Source organism: Kitasatospora sp. NPDC001119, from assembly GCF_053598475.1.
The window spans coordinates 104219-124771 of sequence record NZ_JBSFKI010000006.1 but is presented as its reverse complement, the minus strand read 5'-3'; the positions used below and the strand labels follow the sequence as shown (position 1 = coordinate 124771).

13 protein-coding genes, 1 tRNA gene and 1 rRNA gene are annotated in these 20553 nt (G+C 71.5%); 5 read left to right on the top strand and 10 right to left on the bottom strand.

All coding sequences use genetic code 11. The features are described from left to right. Nucleotides 1-76 precede the first annotated feature (76 nt). Nucleotides 77-325, bottom strand: coding sequence for a hypothetical protein (locus ACWDD9_RS09435; RefSeq protein ID WP_449811223.1), 249 nt, complete (start codon nt 323-325; stop codon nt 77-79). A gap of 116 nt (nt 326-441) precedes the next feature. Between ACWDD9_RS09435 and ACWDD9_RS09430 the strand changes: the two genes are divergently transcribed. The 4 genes from ACWDD9_RS09430 to ACWDD9_RS09415 all read left to right on the top strand — a co-directional run bounded on the left by ACWDD9_RS09430 (nt 442) and on the right by ACWDD9_RS09415 (nt 5811). Further along, a complete protein-coding gene (locus ACWDD9_RS09430; RefSeq protein ID WP_449811222.1) occupies nt 442-1101 on the top strand; it encodes a helix-turn-helix domain-containing protein in 660 nt (219 codons plus the stop codon). After that, complete coding sequence (locus ACWDD9_RS09425; RefSeq protein WP_449811221.1) at nt 1098-2708, top strand: tyrosine-type recombinase/integrase; 1611 nt, start codon at nt 1098-1100, stop codon at nt 2706-2708. Before ACWDD9_RS09430 ends, ACWDD9_RS09425 begins: the two co-directional genes overlap by 4 nt. 269 nt (nt 2709-2977) lie before the next feature. Next, nucleotides 2978-4717 carry an Eco57I restriction-modification methylase domain-containing protein gene (locus tag ACWDD9_RS09420; protein ID WP_449811220.1) on the top strand — a complete coding sequence of 580 codons (1740 nt, stop codon included), beginning with the start codon at nt 2978-2980 and terminating at the stop codon, nt 4715-4717. Then, a complete protein-coding gene (locus tag ACWDD9_RS09415; protein ID WP_449811219.1) occupies nt 4714-5811 on the top strand; it encodes a BsuBI/PstI family type II restriction endonuclease in 1098 nt (365 codons plus the stop codon). The genes ACWDD9_RS09420 and ACWDD9_RS09415 overlap by 4 nt, the downstream gene beginning before the upstream one ends. Nucleotides 5812-5886: 75 nt before the next feature. On the opposite strand, the gene rrf is transcribed toward ACWDD9_RS09415, so the two are convergent. Both rrf and ACWDD9_RS09405 read right to left on the bottom strand, forming a co-directional pair. After that, nucleotides 5887-6003 (bottom strand): 5S ribosomal RNA (rrf, locus tag ACWDD9_RS09410). Between the two features lie 533 nt (nt 6004-6536). After that, a complete protein-coding gene (locus ACWDD9_RS09405) occupies nt 6537-7418 on the bottom strand; it encodes a hypothetical protein (RefSeq protein ID WP_449811218.1) in 882 nt (293 codons plus the stop codon). An 89-nt stretch (nt 7419-7507) separates the two neighbouring features. Between ACWDD9_RS09405 and ACWDD9_RS09400 the strand changes: the two genes are divergently transcribed. Further along, nucleotides 7508-7765, top strand: coding sequence for a hypothetical protein (locus ACWDD9_RS09400; protein ID WP_449811217.1), 258 nt, complete (start codon nt 7508-7510; stop codon nt 7763-7765). Nucleotides 7766-8090: 325 nt separating this feature from the next. On the opposite strand, the gene ACWDD9_RS09395 is transcribed toward ACWDD9_RS09400, so the two are convergent. From ACWDD9_RS09395 to topA, 7 genes are all read right to left on the bottom strand, one after another. Then, a tRNA-Thr gene (locus ACWDD9_RS09395) sits at nt 8091-8164 on the bottom strand. 81 nt (nt 8165-8245) lie between these two features. Beyond that, nucleotides 8246-8896 (bottom strand): leucine efflux protein LeuE, encoded by a 651-nt coding sequence (gene leuE / locus ACWDD9_RS09390; protein ID WP_449811216.1) that lies wholly within the window; start codon nt 8894-8896, stop codon nt 8246-8248. Nucleotides 8897-9004: 108 nt separating this feature from the next. Beyond that, complete coding sequence (locus ACWDD9_RS09385; protein ID WP_449811215.1) at nt 9005-10669, bottom strand: alpha/beta hydrolase; 1665 nt, start codon at nt 10667-10669, stop codon at nt 9005-9007. A 132-nt stretch (nt 10670-10801) separates the two neighbouring features. Continuing rightward, the gene (locus ACWDD9_RS09380) at nt 10802-12037 is read right to left on the bottom strand and encodes a hypothetical protein (protein ID WP_449811214.1); all 1236 of its coding nucleotides are present in this window, start codon (nt 12035-12037) and stop codon (nt 10802-10804) included. A gap of 235 nt (nt 12038-12272) precedes the next feature. Then, nucleotides 12273-13484, bottom strand: coding sequence for a DNA polymerase III subunit delta' (locus ACWDD9_RS09375; RefSeq protein ID WP_049660729.1), 1212 nt, complete (start codon nt 13482-13484; stop codon nt 12273-12275). Between the two features lie 255 nt (nt 13485-13739). Beyond that, the gene (tmk, locus tag ACWDD9_RS09370; protein ID WP_449811213.1) at nt 13740-17267 is read right to left on the bottom strand and encodes a dTMP kinase; all 3528 of its coding nucleotides are present in this window, start codon (nt 17265-17267) and stop codon (nt 13740-13742) included. Between the two features lie 157 nt (nt 17268-17424). After that, complete coding sequence (gene topA, locus ACWDD9_RS09365; protein ID WP_449811212.1) at nt 17425-20310, bottom strand: type I DNA topoisomerase; 2886 nt, start codon at nt 20308-20310, stop codon at nt 17425-17427. Nucleotides 20311-20553 lie beyond the last annotated feature (243 nt).

Genomic DNA, 20553 nt, shown 5'->3' with positions numbered 1-20553 from the left:
ACGCCCGGTCCGGGACCGGGAGGTCAACGAAGTCGGTAGAGGTCGGCGAGTTCGAGGCCCCGGAGGCGTTCGCCACCTACGCGCAGAGCTCGTGTCCCGCCCCGGCGCCGGCCGCAGCCGGGGCGTCGGGGCGGCGTTCCATGCCGAGCAGCTTCAGAAGCTCAGACGTCACTACCCGGTAGGCACTGCCCAACCGCAGAACCGTGACCGGGTACTCCCCTGCCTTGGCCAGCCCGTAACCGGTAGAGCGGCCGATCCCGAGTGCCCGGTTGGCGGTGTCGAGGTCGATGGCCACCGGAAGTGCGAGCAGTTCGTCGGCGGTCATGCCACCAGAGGAAGGTGCGGCCACGACGCTCTCCTAGTCGATGTTCGTGCTGCTGTGACGCGAATCGTTGTATCACGGAGTTGCGGCAGCACTTTTCTGGACCGTAAAGTGCATGCATGACCTCAGACTCTTGGCCGGCGGCGTTCACCGCCCAGGTCGTGCGCTCCCTGCGTGAGGCACGCAAGGCGGCCGGCCTCACCATGGCGGCTGTCGCGGAGGGCTGCGCCAAACGCGGCCTGCCGGATATCACCGACCAGACGATCAAGAACCTGGAATCGGGCCGCCGGACCAGTATCACGCTCACGGATTTCCTGGTCTTGGCGGACGTGCTCGGCGCGCCCCCGATCACCCTGCTGTTCCCCCTGGGTACAGCCGAGACGGTCGAGCCGTTGCCCGACCGGGAGGTGCCCACCTGGGACGCGCTCGCCTGGTTCACCGGGGAGACGCCGACCGCAGACCCGGCGCCACCAGGAAGCGCTCGCGAAGTGCTGGACACCTTCCGGGCGCACGCCGACCTCGTAGCCGCTGCCAGAGCATCCGCTTCGCTGGCGACGGACCGGCGCCGGGCGGCCAGCACGACACCAGCCCCGGATCGCAAGGCCGCCCTTCTGGAGCTGGCCGCTGGTTATGAGGAGTACGCGGACGCCGACCGCAAGGAGCTGGCCTCCTTCCGGGAGCGGATGCGTGAACGGGGTCTCGTCCCGCCCGCCCTCCCCGGCGACCTGGCGGTCGTCGATCAGGCCGAGGACAAAGCACACGTAGAGGACAGAGAGTGAAGAACGGCACGATCTCCCGCCGGTGCCGGTGCGTTGATCCCGGTACCGGCAAGGAGTACGGGGCCGCCTGCCCCAAGCTCAAATCGTCCCGCCGCCACGGCGTCTGGACGGTCTTCCAGGAGCTGGAGCCCGACCAGGAAGGCCGCCGTCGCCGATTCCGCCGGGGTGGCTTCGAGAGCTCCACCAAGGCGCAGGAAGAGCTCGACAAGGTCCGCGCCCTCCTCGCGATACCCGAAGAGGACGACGCCTGGGCCAAACTCCAGCTGAGCGACCTGCTGGAGAACTGCCTCAAGGAGAAGGCGCCGGTCCCGGACTACGACGAGGTCCGCCGCCGGATCGCCACGGGCCAGCCTCTCAACACCAAGATCACCGTAGCGGAGTGGCTCGACACCTGGCTCGAAGGCCGCAAGCGGCTCAGCCGGGGCGGCTGGAAGCGCTACGACTGCGATATCCGCAACCACCTCAAGCCCCACCTCGGCCATGTCCGGCTCGACAAGCTCCGCGTCCACCACGTCAGCAAGATGTTCGACGACATCAACGAGCGGAACATCGAGGTCCAAGAGCAGAACGAGCAGCGCCGTGCGGTCAAGGCCGAGCTGGACGCCACTCCGTGGAAGGGCGCGGAGAACCGGGCCCGGCGCAAGTGGTTGAAGGCCCAGCTCGACCAGATGCCGCCCTTCCGACGCCCCACCGGCCTCAACACCCAGCCCCACATCCGGGACACCCTGCGCGCGGCGATCAACGTGGCCATCGCTCAGCAGGAGATGCCGCCGTTCAACCCGGCGGCACACGTCGAGCTGCTGCCCGGCACCAAGCCGAAGGCCCTCGTCTGGACCGCCGAGCGGATCGCTCGGTGGAAGGAGACGGGCGAGAAGCCGAGCCCCGTCATGGTCTGGACGCCGGATCAGACCGCCGACTTCCTCGACTTCATCGCCGAGCACCGCTTCTACCTCTACTACCGAACCATCGCCTTCCGAGGCACCCGGCGAGGCGAGACCTGCGGCCTCCGCTGGGAGGACCGCAACAAGGCGGCGAAGGCCATCGCCGTCGCGACCCAGCTCATCCAGGACGGCTGGGACGTCTACGAAGGCGCACCGAAGACCAGCTCCGGCGTCCGCTGGCTCGCGCTCGACGACGAGACCGACCAGCTCCTCGACCTCCAGTGGGAACGTCAGCAGCAGGAGAAGCTGGAGTGGGGTGACGCCTGGCAGGACACCGGCCGCGTCTTCACCAACGAGGACGGCTCGATCATCCACCCGGGCAAGATGTCCGACTTGTTCGAGCGCCTTGTCGAAGCCGCCGGCCTGCCTCCGATCCGCCTGCACGACCTCCGCCACGTCGCCGCGACGCTCATGCTCGCCGCCGGGGTCGACATCAAGGTCGTATCCGAGACCCTCGGCCACTCGGACACCCGGATCACCCGCGACACGTACCAGACCGTCCTCGACGACCTGGCGAAGGACGCAGCCGAGAAGGTCGTCCAGCTTGTCCCCCACAGCCGCCGCCCGACGCTGGCGGTGGTCTCCGACAACGGTGATCTACGTCTCCCGAGGCTCGCGCCTCCGCGGAAGGCCGCTGAGCCAGCAAGCGACGAGCAGTCGGCATAGCGGCGCCTGGTCACCGCACAGCGGCGTCCATCCACCAGACAGGGTGGACGCTGCTCACTTCTCTTCCAACCCACTGGTCCGTCGACGCAGACATGCGAAGGCGCAGACCATCTCATCCCGAAGAGGCGGATGTGGCATCCTCGCAAGGTACCGAAACGGGTCGCTCCGGAGAAACGGCGGGTCGGCGGCCTGCGGCTGGACACCTGAGCAGCTCGGCAGGCCGAGCCGAGCAGCAACGATCAAGCAACGACAGCGGGAGGATCTCTCAGGTGACTGACGTCGAGGCAGCACCGGTTCCGGCGGCCAGGACGAATCGTGCCCAACGCGCAGTGATGGAAGCGAACGGCACCAAAGACCTGTCCCCGAAGGCGCTGCAGGTGCTCGCCACCGTGCCAGCCTGGTGGGAACGACGCGCGGCAGCCGTACGGCTCAGAGCGACCCGTGCTCTACGACTCGAAGAGGCAGTCGAGCAATCTGGCTTCGACCAGAGTCTCTTGATCGGCATCGCCCCGCGGGAAGACCTCCTCGACGCTTCGCCGGAGACCCTTGCCAACGCCTACGTCACGGCTCTCGACAGCTCTGTCCGGACCGCCGATGGGCGGCATTACACCCCGCCGACGCTGGCCACGGCGCTTTATGACCAAGCCGTCGCGACCCTGGGCGAGACGCCCGCTGGTCTCGTTTGGGATCCTGCGAGCGGAGCCGGGATGCTGCTGCTACCAGCTCTCCGTGACTGGCTGGCTGCGCAGGCAGACCGTTCTCCTGCCGAAGTCCTCCGCGAGGTCACTTCCGCAATAGGCGGTCGTGACCTGGACGCCGCTGCCGTCTGGCTTGGCAACGCCATCCTGGCAGCCGAGCTCCTTCCCGCCTGGGCGCAACTCCCAGCAGCTCGGCGGAGCACCCTGCCCGCGCTGATCGGAGTCGGGGACGGGCTGACGCCGCCGCCACGCCCGGTACAGGTCTGCATCCTCAACCCCCCGTATGGCCGCGTCCGCCTCACCGATGCGGACCGCAAGAGGTGGAGTCACGTCCTTTACGGGCATGCAAACCGCTATGGCCTCTTCATGGCTGCCGCCGCAGAGTGCCTAGCTCCGGGCGGTGTGATGTCCGCTCTGGTCCCCGCCGGCTGGCTCGGTGGCTCGTACTTCCAGCGTCTTCGCGCCTACCTGTCCACCACGGCTCCGCTGACGCACCTGACGCACGTCACGGATCGAACCGGCGTGTTCTCCACGGGCGTCCTTCAGGAGACCGTGCTCGCCACGTTCCAGCGGAACAGTGCGAAGAACGAAGCCACCTGCGAGCGCCTGACCGTCAACGGCTCCGTTACACGGGAGAGCGTCGGCAAGGGACGGCTGCCGGACCAGGGCGACGGACCGTGGCTTCTGCCGCGCGATCCCAAGGACCACTCCCTCATCAAGGCAGCGCAGACGATGCCGCACCGTTTGGCGGACTATCACTGGACTGTCTCAACTGGCCCGCTGGTCTGGAACCGGCACAAGGATCAGCTGTCGAGCAAGCCCAAGGCCACGTCAATCAAGATCGTCTGGGCTGGTGACCTGGACGGCGGTGAACTGCACCAGGACCCCAATCGTGATGATCTCCGTTACGTGGCCCTCCGGCCGAAGGACGAGGCCGTCCTCGTGCTGGACCGCCCCGCCGTCTTGGTCCAGCGAACGACTGCCCCTGAACAGCCACGTCGGCTGCTAGCTGCTGCCTTGGACCAGGAGGCCCTGGCCCGCTGGGGCGGCCGAGTGGCCGTCGAGAACCACGTAAACGTGCTGACGGCGAGCCAGGACGACAGCCCGTTGACGCCGGCCTTGCTGACCGCGCTCCTCGACTCCGAAGCTGTTGACCGCCTCTATCGGTGCCTCACAGGCTCCGTTGCTGTCTCGGCCTACGAACTGAACGCACTTCCACTTCCAAGCGCCTCCGTGCTCCAGGGGTGGTCAGCGCTTTCTGCTGAAGACCTGCATGCAGCTATCGAGGGCGTATATGGTCTGTCTTCGTGACCAGTCCCGACGCCACGCCGCCGCCCTTGCCTGCCCTCCTCCCCACAAGGAAGGACTACCAGGAGCGCCTTGAGAAAATCGTCCCCTCATCACTGACGGGCAGCACGCACACGGCGAATCCTGCGGCCTCCGCGACTGCCTTCGTCATGATGTATGTCGGCGCCATCAACGGAAAGAACCCCATTCGGCCATCGACCGTTGTTTGGATGAGCGACGCGGTGGCAGAACGGCGGGAAGATTCTCAGCGTCTTGGCTACTACCATGCCGCCCTCAAAAAAGAGGACTCGGTAGACCAGTACTGCGAATCCGAGGAATTCGAGCGCGGGAAGAGCTGGTATAAGGCAAACACCCGCGAGTCGATTCGAGATGACACGCTTAGCATCCTGGGCGAAAACGGCGCCGTGATAGAAACGCCCGGGGTGGATACGACGGCCTCATCCCCAAGGTACACATTCACTACCGAGTTCGCCGCTCTCCTCGACCCAGCGCTTGAGGGGCAAGCCCTTGACGATGCGATCGTCGAGTGGCAGAACAAGAACCTATCCAAGGCCGGGCTGACACGAGCGCTCTTCAATCGGAAGAAGTCCCAATACAGCACCAGTATCCCCGTCAAGATGCCAGGTGCCGGCACCCGGGACCTCCTCAAGGGGAAGAGCAACGAGATCCTCAAGGGTGTCATCGAGAGTTTCACAAAGCGGTATCTCTCGGAGCCAAGCGTTCTGTTCATTTCACAGTCCGGCAAGAAAGTCGATATTGCGGACGCCGAGGTCCTTGCACAGCTCGGCATGGAGATAGACCCCAAGATCCTTCTTCCCGACTGCGTTATCGCCGACACCGATCCGGCTCGTGGTGAATTCTGGTTCGTCGAGGTAGTTGCCACGGACGGCCCAGTGCATGACAAACGAAAGGCCGACATCCTGGCCTGGGCAGCCGAGGTTGGCCTTCCCCCCGAGAAGTGTCGCTTTCTCACGGCATTTGAGTCGCGCACTGGCTCAGAAGCAAAGAAGTGCCTCCCTCGGCTCGCCAGTGGCTCGTTCGCATGGTTCGCAAACGAGGAGAAGGGCCTCCTCGAATGGAACGAGTCGGCGAGCTGAAAGCGTAGCCTGATAGTGCATTATGCAAAGCAGCCCGCCCGGCACTCGTTCGAGTGCCGGGCGGGCTGAAAAGGATTTCGGCGACGTCCTACTCTCCCACAGAGTCCCCTCTGCAGTACCATCGGCGCTGAAAGGCTTAGCTTCCGGGTTCGGAATGTAACCGGGCGTTTCCCTCTCGCTATGACCACCGAAAGTCCGGCGCCGGCCGAAACCAGCGCCAAGCTCTGAAGTCTGAGCTAAGACTACACGATCGAGCACACCAGCCTGATCGGGACCTCGACCTCTCGCGGGCGTCCAGCCGTCGGCTTCTCTTGGTCTCGGGCCCTCGCGCTGTCACTCCCTTGCGGGATCATCTGCCTATGAGAATGCCCCGGATCGACTGCCCCTCCTGCGGCAGGTCCGTCGCCGTCGTGCCGGTGGATGCTATCGGCCTCGGCGCAATCACCGACCACAAGCAGCAGCGCCGCCAACTCGTTCTATGCCCAGCCTCGGAGACGCGCGTCCCCCTACCCGGCCATCTAGCCCAACAGCAAGCCCTCGCCGACGAGGGGGGCGGTCTGCCCGGACACCGCGCCCAAGCAAACCCCGGCTACCAAGACACTCTGTTCACCACCTGACAGAGCACCCGGGCTGGATCGGATCGAACCAGGTCACCGTTCTGGAAAAGGCGCGGGCCGCGGTCAGGGTCCATAGGTAGCCCGCGGAGCCGATGAGGTCTCGGAAGCTCAGCTCAGCCATTCTGGCGGCTGGTCAGGGTCGATCGAAACCTGCTGGTCTGGTGCGTCCTCCAGCCGGCCCCGCAGGTTGACCCCTGGTCGGTCGTGGAACTGAACCACGAGATCGCAGTACCGCTCCGCGCTCCAAGGCGACCGCCGCCGGACGTACGGCACGTCGAAGACATAGCCGCCCCCCTGACCAGCGGGGAGGAGGACGATCAGCTCGGGGACGCGCTTCAACGTCACGCCGCCGAGGATCTCCTGCTTGTGGATGCCCTTCAAGTCATCCAGACGGGCACGGAGGTCCCCGTCAGTGCGGGCTTCGGACTCCTGTCGTTCCGCAGCCTCTACCAAGCGGAGCGCGACATGAACAAACGCATCCTGCTCATCGGTGCTCACGGGCTGGAGCTCCGCTCCGCCCCTCTCATGCCCGATGAGGGCACCCGAGTCGTCCGTGTATGCCTTCCGGTGGACCAGGCTGTCGCGGTACTCGGCTGTCTGGTCGTAGGTGTGCCCGATCGCCTTCCAGACATCCTTCGGCAGGAAGTCCGGCGGCTCGATGCCGTTCCGTGCGAGCCTGCGCTTCTTCTTGATCGTGAAGCCCCGGCCCTGGTCCGGTTCCTCGCCGGCCACTGTGAAGACCTCTTCGAGGAAGATGTCGATGACCTTCCAGGCGGTCCCGAACAGCAGGGGGCGGATGCCGAGGAGGACGACACATTTCTCTGGCGTCAGCGATGCGTCCTGAGCCCCGACGAAGGCTTCAATCCGGTCCGCAGCAACATCGAGGATGCCGCGCGACTCTCCGGTGGACGAAGCAGGGATCAGTGGCGTCGCGCGGTGGAGGGTGTCCCGCTCCAGCGCGATCTTCTCCACGAAGTCGGACCAGGTCATGGTCCCGACCGTAAGCGGCGATGGCTGACTGGGCGAGGTGGGCGAGGTTCCGGGGTGCGCCGTACCGGCGGCGGGTGCACGGTCGAGGTATGGGCCTGCTGGTGCTGCTGGAGGTCGTGGAGGGGTTCGAGGCCGACGATCCGGACCCCGCTTTCGTCCGGGGCGTCCATGCCGCCGCGAGCGATCCCGACGTGCCAGATGACCCGTTGCCAGCCACGCTGTGCGGGATCTCCACCGATCCCCTGGTGCACTCGCACTACCGGGCCGCCTACGGGGAACCGTGGTACCCGCCAGAGCTAGAGGACAGGCGGTGCCGCGAGTGCGAGAGGACGCTGAAGCGGGGGTGAAACCGGGCGCACGCCCAATTTGGCGCCCAGAAGGTTGCTGCTCCCCCGAACCGGCGCACTGGTCGACACACTCGGCAGTTTGGGCACCTGGTTGATTTGCTGACATGACCACCGGATCTGTAGACCCTCCACAACAGGCCGCACATCGCAACGGTGACGGAGGCGAGCCCCCTGTCCACCGGCTTGCACGCCCGCTGCACGGTTGTCCACCGATTGTCCACCGGGAGCGATCATGGACCCCTTCCAGCTCACGCATACCAACCAGCGAAGGTCACGGAACGGCAAAAGGCCCAGGTCATGGGCTAGATGACCTGGGCCTTCACTGAGCCGCCTGCGGGATTCGAACCCGCGACCTACGCATTACGAGTGCGTTGCTCTGGCCAACTGAGCTAAGGCGGCACCGCTGCCGTGTGTGGCGGCAACGCGGGCCAGTCTACACAGGTTCGCGGGTGATCCGTACCCGGTATCCGGGGGCGGTGGTCAGGCGGAGGAGACGGCGAGTTTGGCGGCGAAGCCGGCGAAGAGGACGGCGACGCCGCTGGTGAGGGTGGCGGAGAGGCGCTTGCGGCGGCTGAAGGCGGTGGCGAGGGTGGTGCCCGCGAAGATGAGGAGGGAGAGGTAGAGGAAGCTGAAGGTCTGGAGGATGCCGCCGAGGAGGGCGAAGGAGAGGGCGGGCTCTCCGTAGGCGGGGTCGACGAACTGGGTGAAGAAGGAGAGCAGGAAGAGGATGGCCTTCGGGTTGAGGAGGCTGATCACCAGGGCCCGGCGGAAGGGGTTCTCGGTGGATTCGGGGGCGGCTTCGGCGGTGGGGTCGGCCGCGGCGCGGCGGTCGCGCCAGAGTTGGCGGGCGGCGCGGAGCATGCCGTAGCCGATCCAGAGCAGGTAGGCGGCGCCGCCGAACTTGACCACGGCGAAGACGGCCGGGTTGGCCTTGAGCAGGGAGGCCGCGCCCAGCGAGGTGAGGCTGATCAGGGTGAGGTCGCCGATGAAGACGCCGGCCGCGGCTCGGTAGCCGGTGCGGATGCCCTTGCGGGCCGCGACGGACAGCACGTACAGGGAGTTGGGGCCGGGCAGCAGGATGATGACGAGGGCGCCGAGGACGTACGTCGCCAGGTCGTTGACTCCGAGCACGATGAGCTCCGGTGCAGGGGAGGGTGGCAGGGGGCGCTCATCGTAACGTCGTACCGGTAATCGGTTGAAGTGAGAACCACCTGTCGGTCTCCCGGCTCCGGGCACGCCCTACCGGTCGCAGCGCTTGCCCTGTTCCGGGGCCTCCCCGGTCAGCAGGAAGCGGTTCACCGCTCCGTCCACGCAGGTGCTGTGCCGGCCGTACGCGGTGTGGCCGTCGCCGTCGAAGGTGAGCAGGCGGCCTGACTCCAGCTGGTCGGCCAGCGACCGGGCCCAGGCGTACGGGGTGGCCGGGTCGCGGGTGGTGCCGATGACGACGATCGGGGCGGCGCCGGCCGCGCGGATGGTGTGCGCCGTACCGGTGGCCCGGACCGGCCAGTACGTGCAGGTCAGGGCCATCCAGGCCATGTCGCGCCCGAAGTGCGGCGAGACCCGTTCGAACTCCGGCACGGCCCGCTGGACGTCCTCCGGCCCGCGGAACGGGGCGGGCAGGTCGAGGCAGTTCACCGCGGTGTTGGCGAACATCAGGTTGGGGTACGAGCCGTCCGCCTCGCGCCCGTAGTAGTCGTCGGAGAGCTTCAGCAGACCGGTGCCGTCGCCCGCCGTGGCGTCGGCGAGCGCGGCGCGCAGCTTGGGCCAGAGGAAGTCGGCGTACATGGCCTGGATGACGCCGGTGGTCGCCTGGGACCCGGTGAGCCGACGGCCGCTCTCGGTGGTGGACAACGCGGCGGCGCGGACGCCCTCCAGCAGGGCGGTGAGCTGCTCGCCGACCTGCTGCTCGGTGCGGCCGAGCGGGCAGTCCTCGCGCGTGGCGCAGTCCCGGGCGAAGGCGGCCCAGGCGGTCTCGAAGCCGCCCGCCTGGGTGCGGTTGCCGGTGGCGGAGTCGAGCGCCGGGTCCATCGCGCCGTCCAGCACCAGCCGTCCGGCCCGGCTCGGGAACAGCCCGGCGTAGGTGGCACCGAGGAAGGTGCCGTAGGACTTGCCGACGTAGTTCAGCTTCTCGTCGCCGAGCAGGGCGCGCAGCACGTCCATGTCGCGGGCGCCCTCGACGGTGCCGAGGTGGCCGAGCGCCGCCCCGGCCTGCTTCCGGCAGCCCTCGGCGAACTCCTTGTCGGCCGCGATCAGCGCGTCGATCCCGTGCTGGTCGCCGGGGGTCAGGTCGACGGCGGTGTAGGCGTCCATCCGGTCGCCGCTCAGGCAGCTGACGGGGCTGCTGCGGCCCACCCCGCGCGGGTCGAGGCCGACCAGGTCGTACCGGGCGCGCACCCCGTGGTCGTACGTCCGAGCGGCGGCCTCCAGGTACTCGATCGCCGAGCCGCCGGGCCCGCCCGGATTGAGCAGCAGGGAGCCGAGCCGCGCGCCCGGGGAGGCGGAAGGGGAAGCGGAGGAGGCGGCTTCCGCCGCCGCGCGGGCGGCCGCCAGGGTGAGGTCGCCGTCCCCCGGGTGGTCGTAGTCCAGCGGCACCCGGAACGTGGTGCACTCGAACCCGCTGTCGCAGGGCTGCCAGGCCAGGTGTTGCGCGTAGTACGGCGCGAGCGCGGCCGGGACGGCGGCGGGCAGCGGCTCCAACGGGGTCGCCCAGGCGGCCCCGGACGCCGCCGCGGCCGCCTGGGCGGAGGGCCTGCCGGAGCCGGCCGGGTCCGACGGGGACGCTCCCGGCGCCTCGGACGGATCGGCGCCGCACCCGCCCGCCAGCAGCCCGGCGACGGCCAGCGCCGCGGCCAGTGCCCGCGTCCGTGCCCACGCCCGTACCGGCGCCCGCCCGAAGGCCCTCATCCGCCACCACTCCGCAATCGACCAGCACGTGGAACAACCCGTGGAAAAACCAGTGGAGCACCCCGGAGGAAACGCCGCTGCCCGGCACCCCTCCCCGGGGTACCGGGCAGCGTAGCGCCGCCGGACGGGCGCTCAGGACGGCTTGGCCAGCGCCTCGGCCAGGAACTGCGCCGCCTGCCGGACCAGCCGCAGCCGCTCCCGGTCGGGGGTGAAGTCCTGCACGTTGTCCGAGATCCGCACGTCGGCCTTGGCCGCCGCTCCGGGGCCGGCCTTCAGCGCGGACTGGAGCTTGCGGGCCGCGTCCAGCCCGGCGGAGTCGGCCTTGGCGGCGGCCAGCAGCAGCTTGGCGGAGCTGCCGGCCGGGGCCTCGGCGCCGGTCTGGGTGAGCGCGATGGCGTCGTAGCGGCCGGAGACCGCCGCGGCCGCGCCGTACAGGTCGGGCCGGGACAGTCCGGCGGCGGCCGCGCAGGGCGCGCCGCCGTCGACGCCGAGGGCGCCCCAGGAGGCCGGGCCGGGCGGCAGGGTGCGGAAGGAGGCCGCGATGGTGCCGCGCAGCGTCGCGTCGTCGGCGACGGCGGCCGGGGCGGCGGCGACCAGCTCGCAGGGGTGCGCGGTGCCGTTCGGCGCCTCGGGGGCGACCAGGATGAACGGGCGGGTCCTGCCGGCCTGGAGGGCCGAACCGATGCCCTCGAAGACGTCCGGGACCTCGGCGTCGGCGGTCTTCTGGGGTGCGGCCGCGTGCATCACGACGACCGGGAAGTGGGTGTTCGGCTCCTTGGCGTACTGCGGCGGGAGCCAGACCCGGACATTGCGGGGGTGGCCGTCGGGGCCGAGCACGGCGGACTGGAGCAGCTCGCCGCCGCCGGGGTGGCCGACGCTGTCGAAGCGGCTGGCCACGGCGGGAGCCGCAGCGGGTCCAGCCGCTCCGACAGCTCCGGCCGCTCCGACGGCGGCAGGGGCGACCGGGGCGGCGCCGGCACCGGCACCGGCAGCAGCGGCCGACTCGGCGGCCACCGGCGGCGCCGCCTGCTGCGGCCGGGCCGCCGCCCCCGCACCGGTCCCGCCGCCCGACCCCGCCCCCGATCCCGCGCTCCCCGCGTCCACCACCGGCTCCGCCCGGTCCGGCGCCTGGACGTCCCGGCCGAGGCCGCCGAAGGCGCCGAGCGTGGTGAGCACCGTCAGGGCGGTGACGCACACCCCGCAGACCATCGCCCCGGCCGCCCGCACCAGCATCGGCAGGCGGTCGCCGGCCAGCTCGTAGGTCTCGGCGGCGCGCAGGTCGCGCCAGCGCTGTTGGGCACCCCGGGCCAGCCAGATCCCGCCGAGGGCGGCGGCCAGCAGGGGAATGACGAGGAGCGAACGAACCACGGGACGCACCACCTCTGGAGGGGGCCGCGCCGAACCGGAACCGGCGCGTACGGGAGGCGACCGCCCCGGCAGCGGGCGCAGTCGGCCCCCAGCGTGCACAACGGGCGGACCGTCACACGACCGTGTGCCCGGCGAGTGTCGCTCGTTCACTCGAAGGTGGGACGGCGTATCGCCCCGGGAGGCGTACGGGTACCGCCCGCTGGAGCAATCCAGGAAGAACGGCCCCGCCCGGCCCTCAGCCCGCGCGCAGCGCCACCGTCATCGCCTCGACCGCGAGCAGCGGGTCCACGTTGCGGTCCAGCGCCTGGCGGCAGGCCAGCACCGCCTCGATCCGGCGCAGCGTGCCCTCCGCGGGCCCGGCCTGGGCCACCCGGTTCAGCGCCTGCCGCTGGTCCTCGTTGGCGAGCGCGCCGGTGGAGCCGAGCTGGATGGCGAGCACGTCCCGGTAGAAGCCGAGCAGGTCGAGCAGGGCAACGCCCAGGGTCTCCCGGCGGGTGCGGGTGGCCCGGCTCTTCTGCCGCTTCTCCAGCTCCTTGACCGCGCCGGCCATGCCGCGCGGCGCCTTGCTGCCCTCGGAGGCGCCGTAGGCGGCCTTGAGGTCGTCGGTCTCCTTGGCGTCCTGGGTCTCGGCGAGCGCCTCGGCATCGGCCTTGGCGGTGTCGACCAGGCGCTGGGCGGCGGTCAGGCAGCCGCCGATGTCGCCGACCTCCAGCGGGATGCGCAGCACCTCCGTCCGGCGCGTCCGGGCCTGCTCGTCGACGGCGAGGCGGCGCGAGCGCTCGATGTCGCCCTGACCGGCGAGCGCGGCGAGCCGGGCCGTCTCCGGGTCGACGCCGTCGCGGCGGACCAGGGTGTCGGCGACCGCCTCGGCCGCGGGGGTGCGCAGCACCAGCAGGCGGCAGCGCGAACGGATGGTCGGCAGCACGTCCTGGACGGAGGGGGCGCAGAGCAGCCAGACGGTGCGCGGGGAGGGCTCCTCCACGCCCTTGAGCAGCGCGTTCGCGGCGGCCTCGGTGAGGCGGTGGGCGGCGTCCACCAGGATCACCGACCAGCGGCCGCCGGTCGGGTAGCTGGAGGCGCGCATGACCAGGTCGCGCATGTCGCCGACGCCGATGGAGAGGCCGTCGGTCCGGACGTACTTGACGTCGGCGTGGCTGCCGGCCAGCACGGTGTGGCAGCCGTCGCAGAACCCGCAGCCGGGCGTGCCGCCGAGCGCGAGGTCCGGACTGGTGCACTGGAGGGCGGCGGCGAAGGCACGCGCGGCGGTGACCTGCCCGGCGCCGGGCGGGCCGGTGAACAGCCAGGCGTGCGTCATCAGGGAGGCGTTCACGCCCTCGACCGGGGCGGCCCCGCGACCGGCCTCGATCGTCGCCCCGGCCGCCCGGGCTGCGGCGGTCAGCTGCTCGACCACCCGCTCCTGGCCCACCAGGTCGTCCCAGACGGCCACTGCTGCTCCCAAGCTCCGTACGGCAGCGCCGGTGGCGCCTCTTCCCCGCCGTCGAGCATACGTCTCCGCTCCGACACCCACTGCTCCGTCCGGGGGACGGCGGAGGACACGGCGGACGGGAAGGCGGACGGGAAGGCCGGTCCCGCGGGCGACGGACCGACACCCGACGGACCGCGACCCCACCGGCGACCGCCCGACGGAACGCGGCGGCGCCGCCGGGGACCCGCCCCGACGGCGCCGCGCACGCGTGTCCGGTCAGCCCCGGCGGCCCCAGCGACGGCCCTTGCCCTTGCCGTCACCCTCGCCCTGGGCGTTCCCACGGCCCTCGGGCCGCTCCGCACCGCCCTGGGCGCCGCTCTGCGGGCCGCCGTACGAACCGCCCTGGCCCGGGCCGCCGTGCTCCCAGCGCGCCCACTCGTCGTGCGAGCCGAGCAGGGTGTCGGTGAGGCTCGGCAGGTCGTCCATCGGCGTCTCCTCGGCCCACTCCGGCCGCGGCCGCTCGGCGGCCGGCTGCGGCTGCGACGGCGACTGCGGCCCGGAAGCCGGCTCCGCGCCGATCACCGGCAGCTCACGGGTGCTGTCGACCGGCTCCGCGCGCCTCGGCGCCTGCGCCGCCCGGCCCTCGGCCCGCCCTTCGGCGCGGCCGTCCGTGCGGCCCTCAACGCGCCCGGGCTCGATCCGCGGCAGCACCGCGGTCCGGTCGGCCTCCGCCGGGACCTTCGGCAGCACGGCCGTCTCGTCCACCGCCGAGGCCGGTACCACCGGCAGCCTGGTGGTCTCGTCGACCGCACCGGCGGCCCGACGCGCCTCGGCAGCCTTGCGCGCCTCTGCGGCTTCGGCCGCCCGGACGGCGGCCTGCCGGTCCCGCGGCGACAGCTCGCGCGTCGCCTCGTCCCCGAGCCCGCCCGACGAGGCCTGAGCCGCGTCCTGCGGAGCGTCCTTCGGGATGTCCCGGACCGCCCGCAGCTCCGTGGTCGCCTCCCCCGACGCCGAACCCGAGTCCGAACCCGAGCCCGAACCCGCCGCCGAACCCGAACCCGAGCCGGAACCCGACCCCGGCCGCCCCTCGGCCCGGCCCTCCGCCGACTCCGCCGCAGCGGCCGCAGCCGCGAGCGCGGCGGCCTGCGCCAGCCGCGCCTCCTCGGCCCGCTGGAGCGCCTCCTCCGCCCGGCGCCGCTGCTCCTCGCGGGCGAGCTCGCGCTGCCGCTGGAGCTCGGCCTGGGCGGCCGCCTCGTCGGCGATCCGCTTGCGCTCGACGGCCTCCGCGGCCAGCCGGGCCTCCTCGGCCGCGCGGAGCTTGGCCTCCTCCGCGGCGCGGCGCTCGGCCTCCTCCGCGGCCCGTCGGCGCGCCTCCTCCTCGGCCTTGCGCCGGGCCTCGGCGGCGGCCCGCTCCGCCTCCTCCTTGGCCAGCCGCTCCTTCTCCGCCTGCTCGGCCCGCAGCTGCGCCAGCACCTCCTGCCGCTTGCGCTCGGCGGCCTCCTCCTCGGCCTTCTTGCGGGCCTCCTCGGCGGCGCGGCGCTCGGCCTCCTCCTTGGCCAGCCGCTCCTGCTCGGCGCGGGCGGCCTTCTCCTGCTCGGAGAGCGGCAGCTCGCGGTCGAGCCGGTGCCGGATGGCGGTGGTGACGAAGTCGGGGGCCTGGCTGCCGTCCACGACCAGGTAGCGCGCCGGGTCGGCGGCGGCGAGGGAGAGGAAGCCGGCCCGGACCCGCTGGTGGAACTCGGTGGGCTCGGACTCCAGCCGGTCCAGCGCCTCGGTGAAGCGCTCGCGGGCCCTGGTCGGGTCGACGTCCAGGACGACGGTCAGGTCGGGCAGCAGCCCGCCGGTGGCCCAGCGGGAGATCCGGGAGACCTCGGTCGCGGCCAGGTCGCGCCCGGCGCCCTGGTAGGCGATGGAGGAGTCCATGTACCGGTCGGTGATGACCACGGCGCCGCGGGCGAGGGCCGGCCGGATGACGTTCTCGACGTGCTCGGCGCGGTCGGCGGCGTAGATCAGCGCCTCGGCGCGGTGCGACAGGCCGGTGTTGCCGACGTCCAGGACGAGGCCGCGCAGCCGCTGGCCGACCGGGCTGCCGCCGGGCTCACGGGTGAGCACGACCTCGTGCCCCTTGCCGCGGATCCACTCGGCGAGCGCCTGGGCCTGGGTGGACTTGCCGGCGCCGTCGCCGCCCTCCAGGGCGATGAAGAAGCCGGTGCCCGCACCCTGGTGCGGCACCGGGCCGCCCGCGCCGCGCACCGAGTCCACCAGGTCCCGGACGAACGGCGCGGTGCCGCGCCGGTCGTCGGTGCGCAGCAGCACGACCGCGGCGAGCACCAGGGTGAGCAGCCCGGAGGTGGCGACGGCCAGGGCCGCGCCGCCGTGGATGAAGGTGAAGGAGCCGGGCTCGACGGTGCCGTACTCGACGTCCCCGTAGGCGGCGGCGATCAGCGGGACGACGACCAGCGCGGCGGCGACCACGGCCCGGAGCACCGCGAACAGGTGCTCGGTGACCTTCGGCAGCCGGGCCTCCTCGACCTCCTGGGCGAGCAGGGTGCGCCCGGCCGAGACCACGATCCCGGCGGCCAGGCCGGCCAGCACGGTGAGCAGCAGGACCAGCACGAAGTCGAGCACCAGGCCGGCCAGGATCAGCGCGACGCCCTGGGTGAGCAGTGCCAGCGCGAGCAGTCGGCGGCGGGACAGCGAGGGCAGCGTGGCCCGGGTGAGCCGGGTGCCCAGGGCGGGCGTCCCGGCGGCGGCGAGCACCAGCAGGCCGTAGCCGATCGGCCCGGCGCGGTGCTCGGCGGCGGTCAGCAGCGCGAGCGCGGCGACGCCCGCCATCGAGGCGTAGCCGGCCGCGACGGCGAAGGTGAAGTACGGGGCGCTGCCGGTGCGGCCCTTGCCGAGCGCGGGGCCGGGGGTCGCGTCGGTCGGGGCGCGCAGGCCCTGGAACGGGGAGACCGGGGCGACGGTCACCGGGCCGCCGGGCAGCTGCTGGAGATAGCCGCGGACCGCCGAGGCGGCGAACAGGCCGGCCGCGCCGAGCGCCGCGAAGGTGAGCTGGTGGGCGCGGAGCCAGTCGGAGCCGACGGCCGCGCCGATGTTGTTGAGCAGGGTGAAGGCGACCAGGCCGACGGCGCCGAGCGGCACGGTCACCCAGCCGGTGAAGCGGTCGATGCTCCGGACGCTGTCCAGGTTGGCCGCGGCCGGGCGCTGCTCGGCGGCCGGCAGGTGCGGGTTGGCCGGCGGCAGCAGGCCCGGGACGGCGGCGGACTTGGCGATCCCCCAGACCCGCTCGGCGGCACCGGTCACGAACACGGTGGCGAGCAGGACGTAGACGGCGGCCCCGGAGGGCTTGGCGGCGGAGCCCAGCCAGACGCTCCACCAGGGCGCGAGGCCGATCAGCAGGGCGCGCAGCACGTCGGCGCCGAACAACGTCCAGCGCCGGTCCAGCCGGCCGGTGACCAGCCGGTGCACCGGGCCGAGCAGCGCGACGCCGACCAGCCCGGTGGCCAGCACCCGGACGGCGAGGACCGCGGCGAGGGCGAAGGCGAGGCTGCGCGGCAGGCTGCCGAACTGTCCGCCCTGGGCGGCGGCGATCACGGTGAGCGCGAGCAGCACCAGCAGTCCGAGCCGGTCGGCGGTGCCGCCGATCAGCTGGGTGGTCCACAGGCGCCGGTAGGCGCGTGTCCGCAGCAGGGCCCTGGCCCGGTCCGCCGGGCTCCCGGCGGGCGCGACCTCGGGCAGGTCGAACGCCCGGGCTCTGGCGGCCGGGACGGCGCTGGGGGTGGGCTGCTCCTCGCTCGTCATACGGTCAGCGTAGCGGGCGGGGCCTGGCCGGAACGCTGCGAACGGGCTTCCGGATCGCGCTCATCACCGGGTTGTGACGTAGCCCGCACGGACCCGACGGGCCTCGGGCCCACACCCCCGGGATCGGGGGCACGGGCCCGGCTGCCGTGACCTGGGATCAGCCCTCGTCGGTGGCGGTGGCCTGGCCGGCCGCCGTCTTGCTCGCGGTGGTCTTCTTCGCCGCCGTCTTCTTCGCCGCCGCCGTCTTGGTGGTGGTGGTGGTCTTCTTCGCCGCGGTCTTCTTCGCGGCGGTCTTGGTCGCCGCGGTCTTGGCGGTGGTCGTCTTCTTGGCCGCGGCCTTCTTCGCCGGGGCCTTCTTCGCCGCCTTCTTCACCGGTCCGCGCGCCCGCTTCTCGGCGAGCAGCTCGTACCCGCGCTCCGGCGTGATGGTCTCGACCTCGTCGTCCTTGCGGAGCGTGGCGTTGGTCTCGCCGTCGGTCACGTACGGGCCGAAGCGGCCGTCCTTGACCACCACCGGGCGCTCGCTGACCGGGTCGTTGCCCAGCTCCTTGAGCGGCGGGGCGGCGGCGGCCCGGCCGCGCTGCTTGGGCTGGGCGTAGATCGCCAGCGCCTCGTCGAGGGTGATCGTGAAGAGCTGGTCCTCGTCGGTGAGCGAGCGGGAGTCGGTGCCGCGCTTGAGGTACGGGCCGTAGCGGCCGTTCTGCGCGGTGATCTCCGCGCCCTCGGCGTCGGTGCCGACCACCCGCGGCAGCGAGAGCAGCCGCAGCGCGTCCTCCAGCGTGACGGTGTCCAGCGACATCGTCTTGAACAGCGAGGCGGTGCGCGGCTTGACCGCGTTCTTGCCGGTCTTCGGCGTGCCCTCGGGCAGGATCTCGGTCACGTACGGGCCGTAGCGGCCGTCCTTGGCGACCAGCATGTTGCCGCTGACCGGGTCCGCGCCGAGCTCGAAGTCGCCGCTGGGCTTGGCCAGCAGCTCCTCGGCCAGCTCGACGGTGAGCTCGTCCGGCGGCAGCTCGTCCGGGATGTCGGCACGCTGGCCGGGCTCGCCCTCGACCGTCGAGGCGCGCTCGACGTACGGGCCGTAGCGGCCGACCCGCAGGGTGATGTCGTCGCTGACCCGGAACGAGCTGATCTCCCGGGCGTCGATCGCGCCGAGGTCGGTGACCAGTTCCTTCAGGCCGCCCAGGTGGTCGCCGTCGCCGTTGCCGGCCTCGGCGGCGCCGCCCGCGGCGCTGCCCTCGCCCTCGCCGAAGTAGAAGCGCTTCAGCCACGGCACGGACTTCGCCTCACCGGCGGCGATCCGGTCGAGGTCGTCCTCCATCTTGGCGGTGAAGTCGTAGTCGACCAGCCGGCCGAAGTGCTTCTCCAGCAGGTTGACCACGGCGAAGGAGAGGAACGACGGGACGAGCGCCGTCCCCTTCTTGAAGACGTACCGGCGCTGGATGATCGTGTCGATGATCGACGCGTAGGTGGAGGGGCGGCCGATCTCCCGGTCCTCCAGCTCCTTGACCAGCGAGGCCTCGGTGTAGCGGGCCGGCGGCTTGGTGGCGTGGCCCTCCGGGGTGATCCGGTCGGCGGCCAGCGGGTCGCCCTGGGCGACCTGCGGCAGCCGGCGCTCGCGGTCGTCGAGCTCGGCGTTCGGGTCGTCGGCGCCCTCGACGTAGGCCTTGAGGAAGCCGTGGAAGGTGATGATCTTGCCGGAGGCGGAGAACTCGACGTCCCGGCCGTCGGCGGAGGTGCCGCCGACCCGGACGGTGACGGACTGGCCGACCGCGTCCTTCATCTGGGAGGCGACGGTGCGCATCCAGATCAGCTCGTAGAGCCTGAAGTCGTCACCGGTCAGACCGGTCTCGGCGGGGGTGCGGAAGCGGTCGCCGGACGGGCGGACCGCCTCGTGCGCCTCCTGCGCGTTCTTGACCTTGCTGGCGTAGGTGCGCGGCGCGTCCGGCAGGTAGTCGGCGCCGTACAGCTGGGTGACCTGGGCCCGGGCGGCCGAGACCGCGGTGTCCGACAGCGTGGTGGAGTCGGTACGCATATAGGTGATGAAGCCGTTCTCGTACAGCTTCTGGGCCACCTGCATGGTCCGCTTCGCGCCGAAGCCCAGCTTGCGGCTGGCCTCCTGCTGGAGCGTCGTGGTGCGGAACGGCGCGTACGGCGAGCGGCGGTAGGGCTTGGACTCGACGCTGCGGACGGCGAACGCCGTCTGCTCCAGGGCGGCGGCCAGCTGACGGACCGCCTGCTCGTCCAGGTGCAGGGTGTTCGCGCTGGCGGCCTTCAGCCGGCCGTCCTGGCCGAAGTCGCGGCCGCTGGCGATCCGCTTGCCGTCGACGGCGGCCAGCCGGGCGCCGAAGGTCTCCGGGTTGGCGGCGTCGGCCGGGGTGCGGCCGGTGCCGAAGGTGCCGACCAGGTCCCAGTACGAGGCGGTGTGGAAGGCCATCCGCTCGCGCTCGCGCTCGACCACCAGGCGGGTCGCGACGGACTGCACGCGGCCCGCCGACAGCTTCGGCATGACCTTCTTCCACAGCACCGGCGAGACCTCGAAGCCGTACAGGCGGTCGAGGATGCGGCGGGTCTCCTGGGCGTCGACCAGGCGCTGGTTGAGCTCGCGCGGGTTGGCCACGGCCTCCTGGATCGCCGACTTGGTGATCTCGTGGAACACCATGCGGTGCACCGGCACCTTGGGCTTGAGCACCTGCTGGAGGTGCCACGCGATGGCCTCGCCCTCGCGGTCCTCATCGGTGGCGAGGAAGAGCTCGTCGGACTCCGCGAGCAGCGACTTCAACTTGCTGACCTGGGACTTCTTGTCCGCGTTGACCACGTAGATGGGCGCGAAGTCGTGATCGACGTCCACCCCGAGGCGACGCACCTCGCCGGTGTACTTGTCCGGCACCTCGGCCGCGGTGCTGGGGAGGTCGCGGATGTGCCCGACGCTCGCCTCGACGATGTAGCCGGGGCCAAGGTAGCCCTTGATCGTCTTCGCCTTGGCCGGCGACTCGACAATGACGAGTCGCTGTCCGTGCGCGGTCTCGCTGCTCGGGGACACCTTCGCTCTTCTCTCCCGGTCCTTATGTGGCTGGTCGGCGCCGGCCGCACGGGCTGCGCTCCGCCCGACCCCTCCACCGTCCCGGGGCTGCCGCGGCACGACACCCCCACCAGCGGAGTGTGACCGTACCCCGGCCACCCTTGTCAAACGGACGGATCCCGCTTTTTCACTTGCCGGCCTCACCGACGCCACTCGAACGGTAACCCGATGACGGAGGTTCGCGCCCCGTGGAGGGGGGCCTTC

Bases quoted from the DNA above. Each gene is read 5' to 3' on its own strand.
- ACWDD9_RS09385 (WP_449811215.1), bottom strand. From the start codon at position 10,669: ATGAGGGCCTTCGGGCGGGCGCCGGTACGGGCGTGGGCACGGACGCGG.
- tmk (WP_449811213.1), bottom strand. From the start codon at position 17,267: ATGACGAGCGAGGAGCAGCCCACCCCCAGCGCCGTCCCGGCCGCCAGA.
- ACWDD9_RS09405 (WP_449811218.1), bottom strand. From the start codon at position 7,418: ATGACCTGGTCCGACTTCGTGGAGAAGATCGCGCTGGAGCGGGACACC.
- ACWDD9_RS09430 (WP_449811222.1), top strand. From the start codon at position 442: ATGACCTCAGACTCTTGGCCGGCGGCGTTCACCGCCCAGGTCGTGCGC.
- ACWDD9_RS09400 (WP_449811217.1), top strand. From the start codon at position 7,508: ATGGGCCTGCTGGTGCTGCTGGAGGTCGTGGAGGGGTTCGAGGCCGAC.
- ACWDD9_RS09435 (WP_449811223.1), bottom strand. From the start codon at position 325: ATGACCGCCGACGAACTGCTCGCACTTCCGGTGGCCATCGACCTCGAC.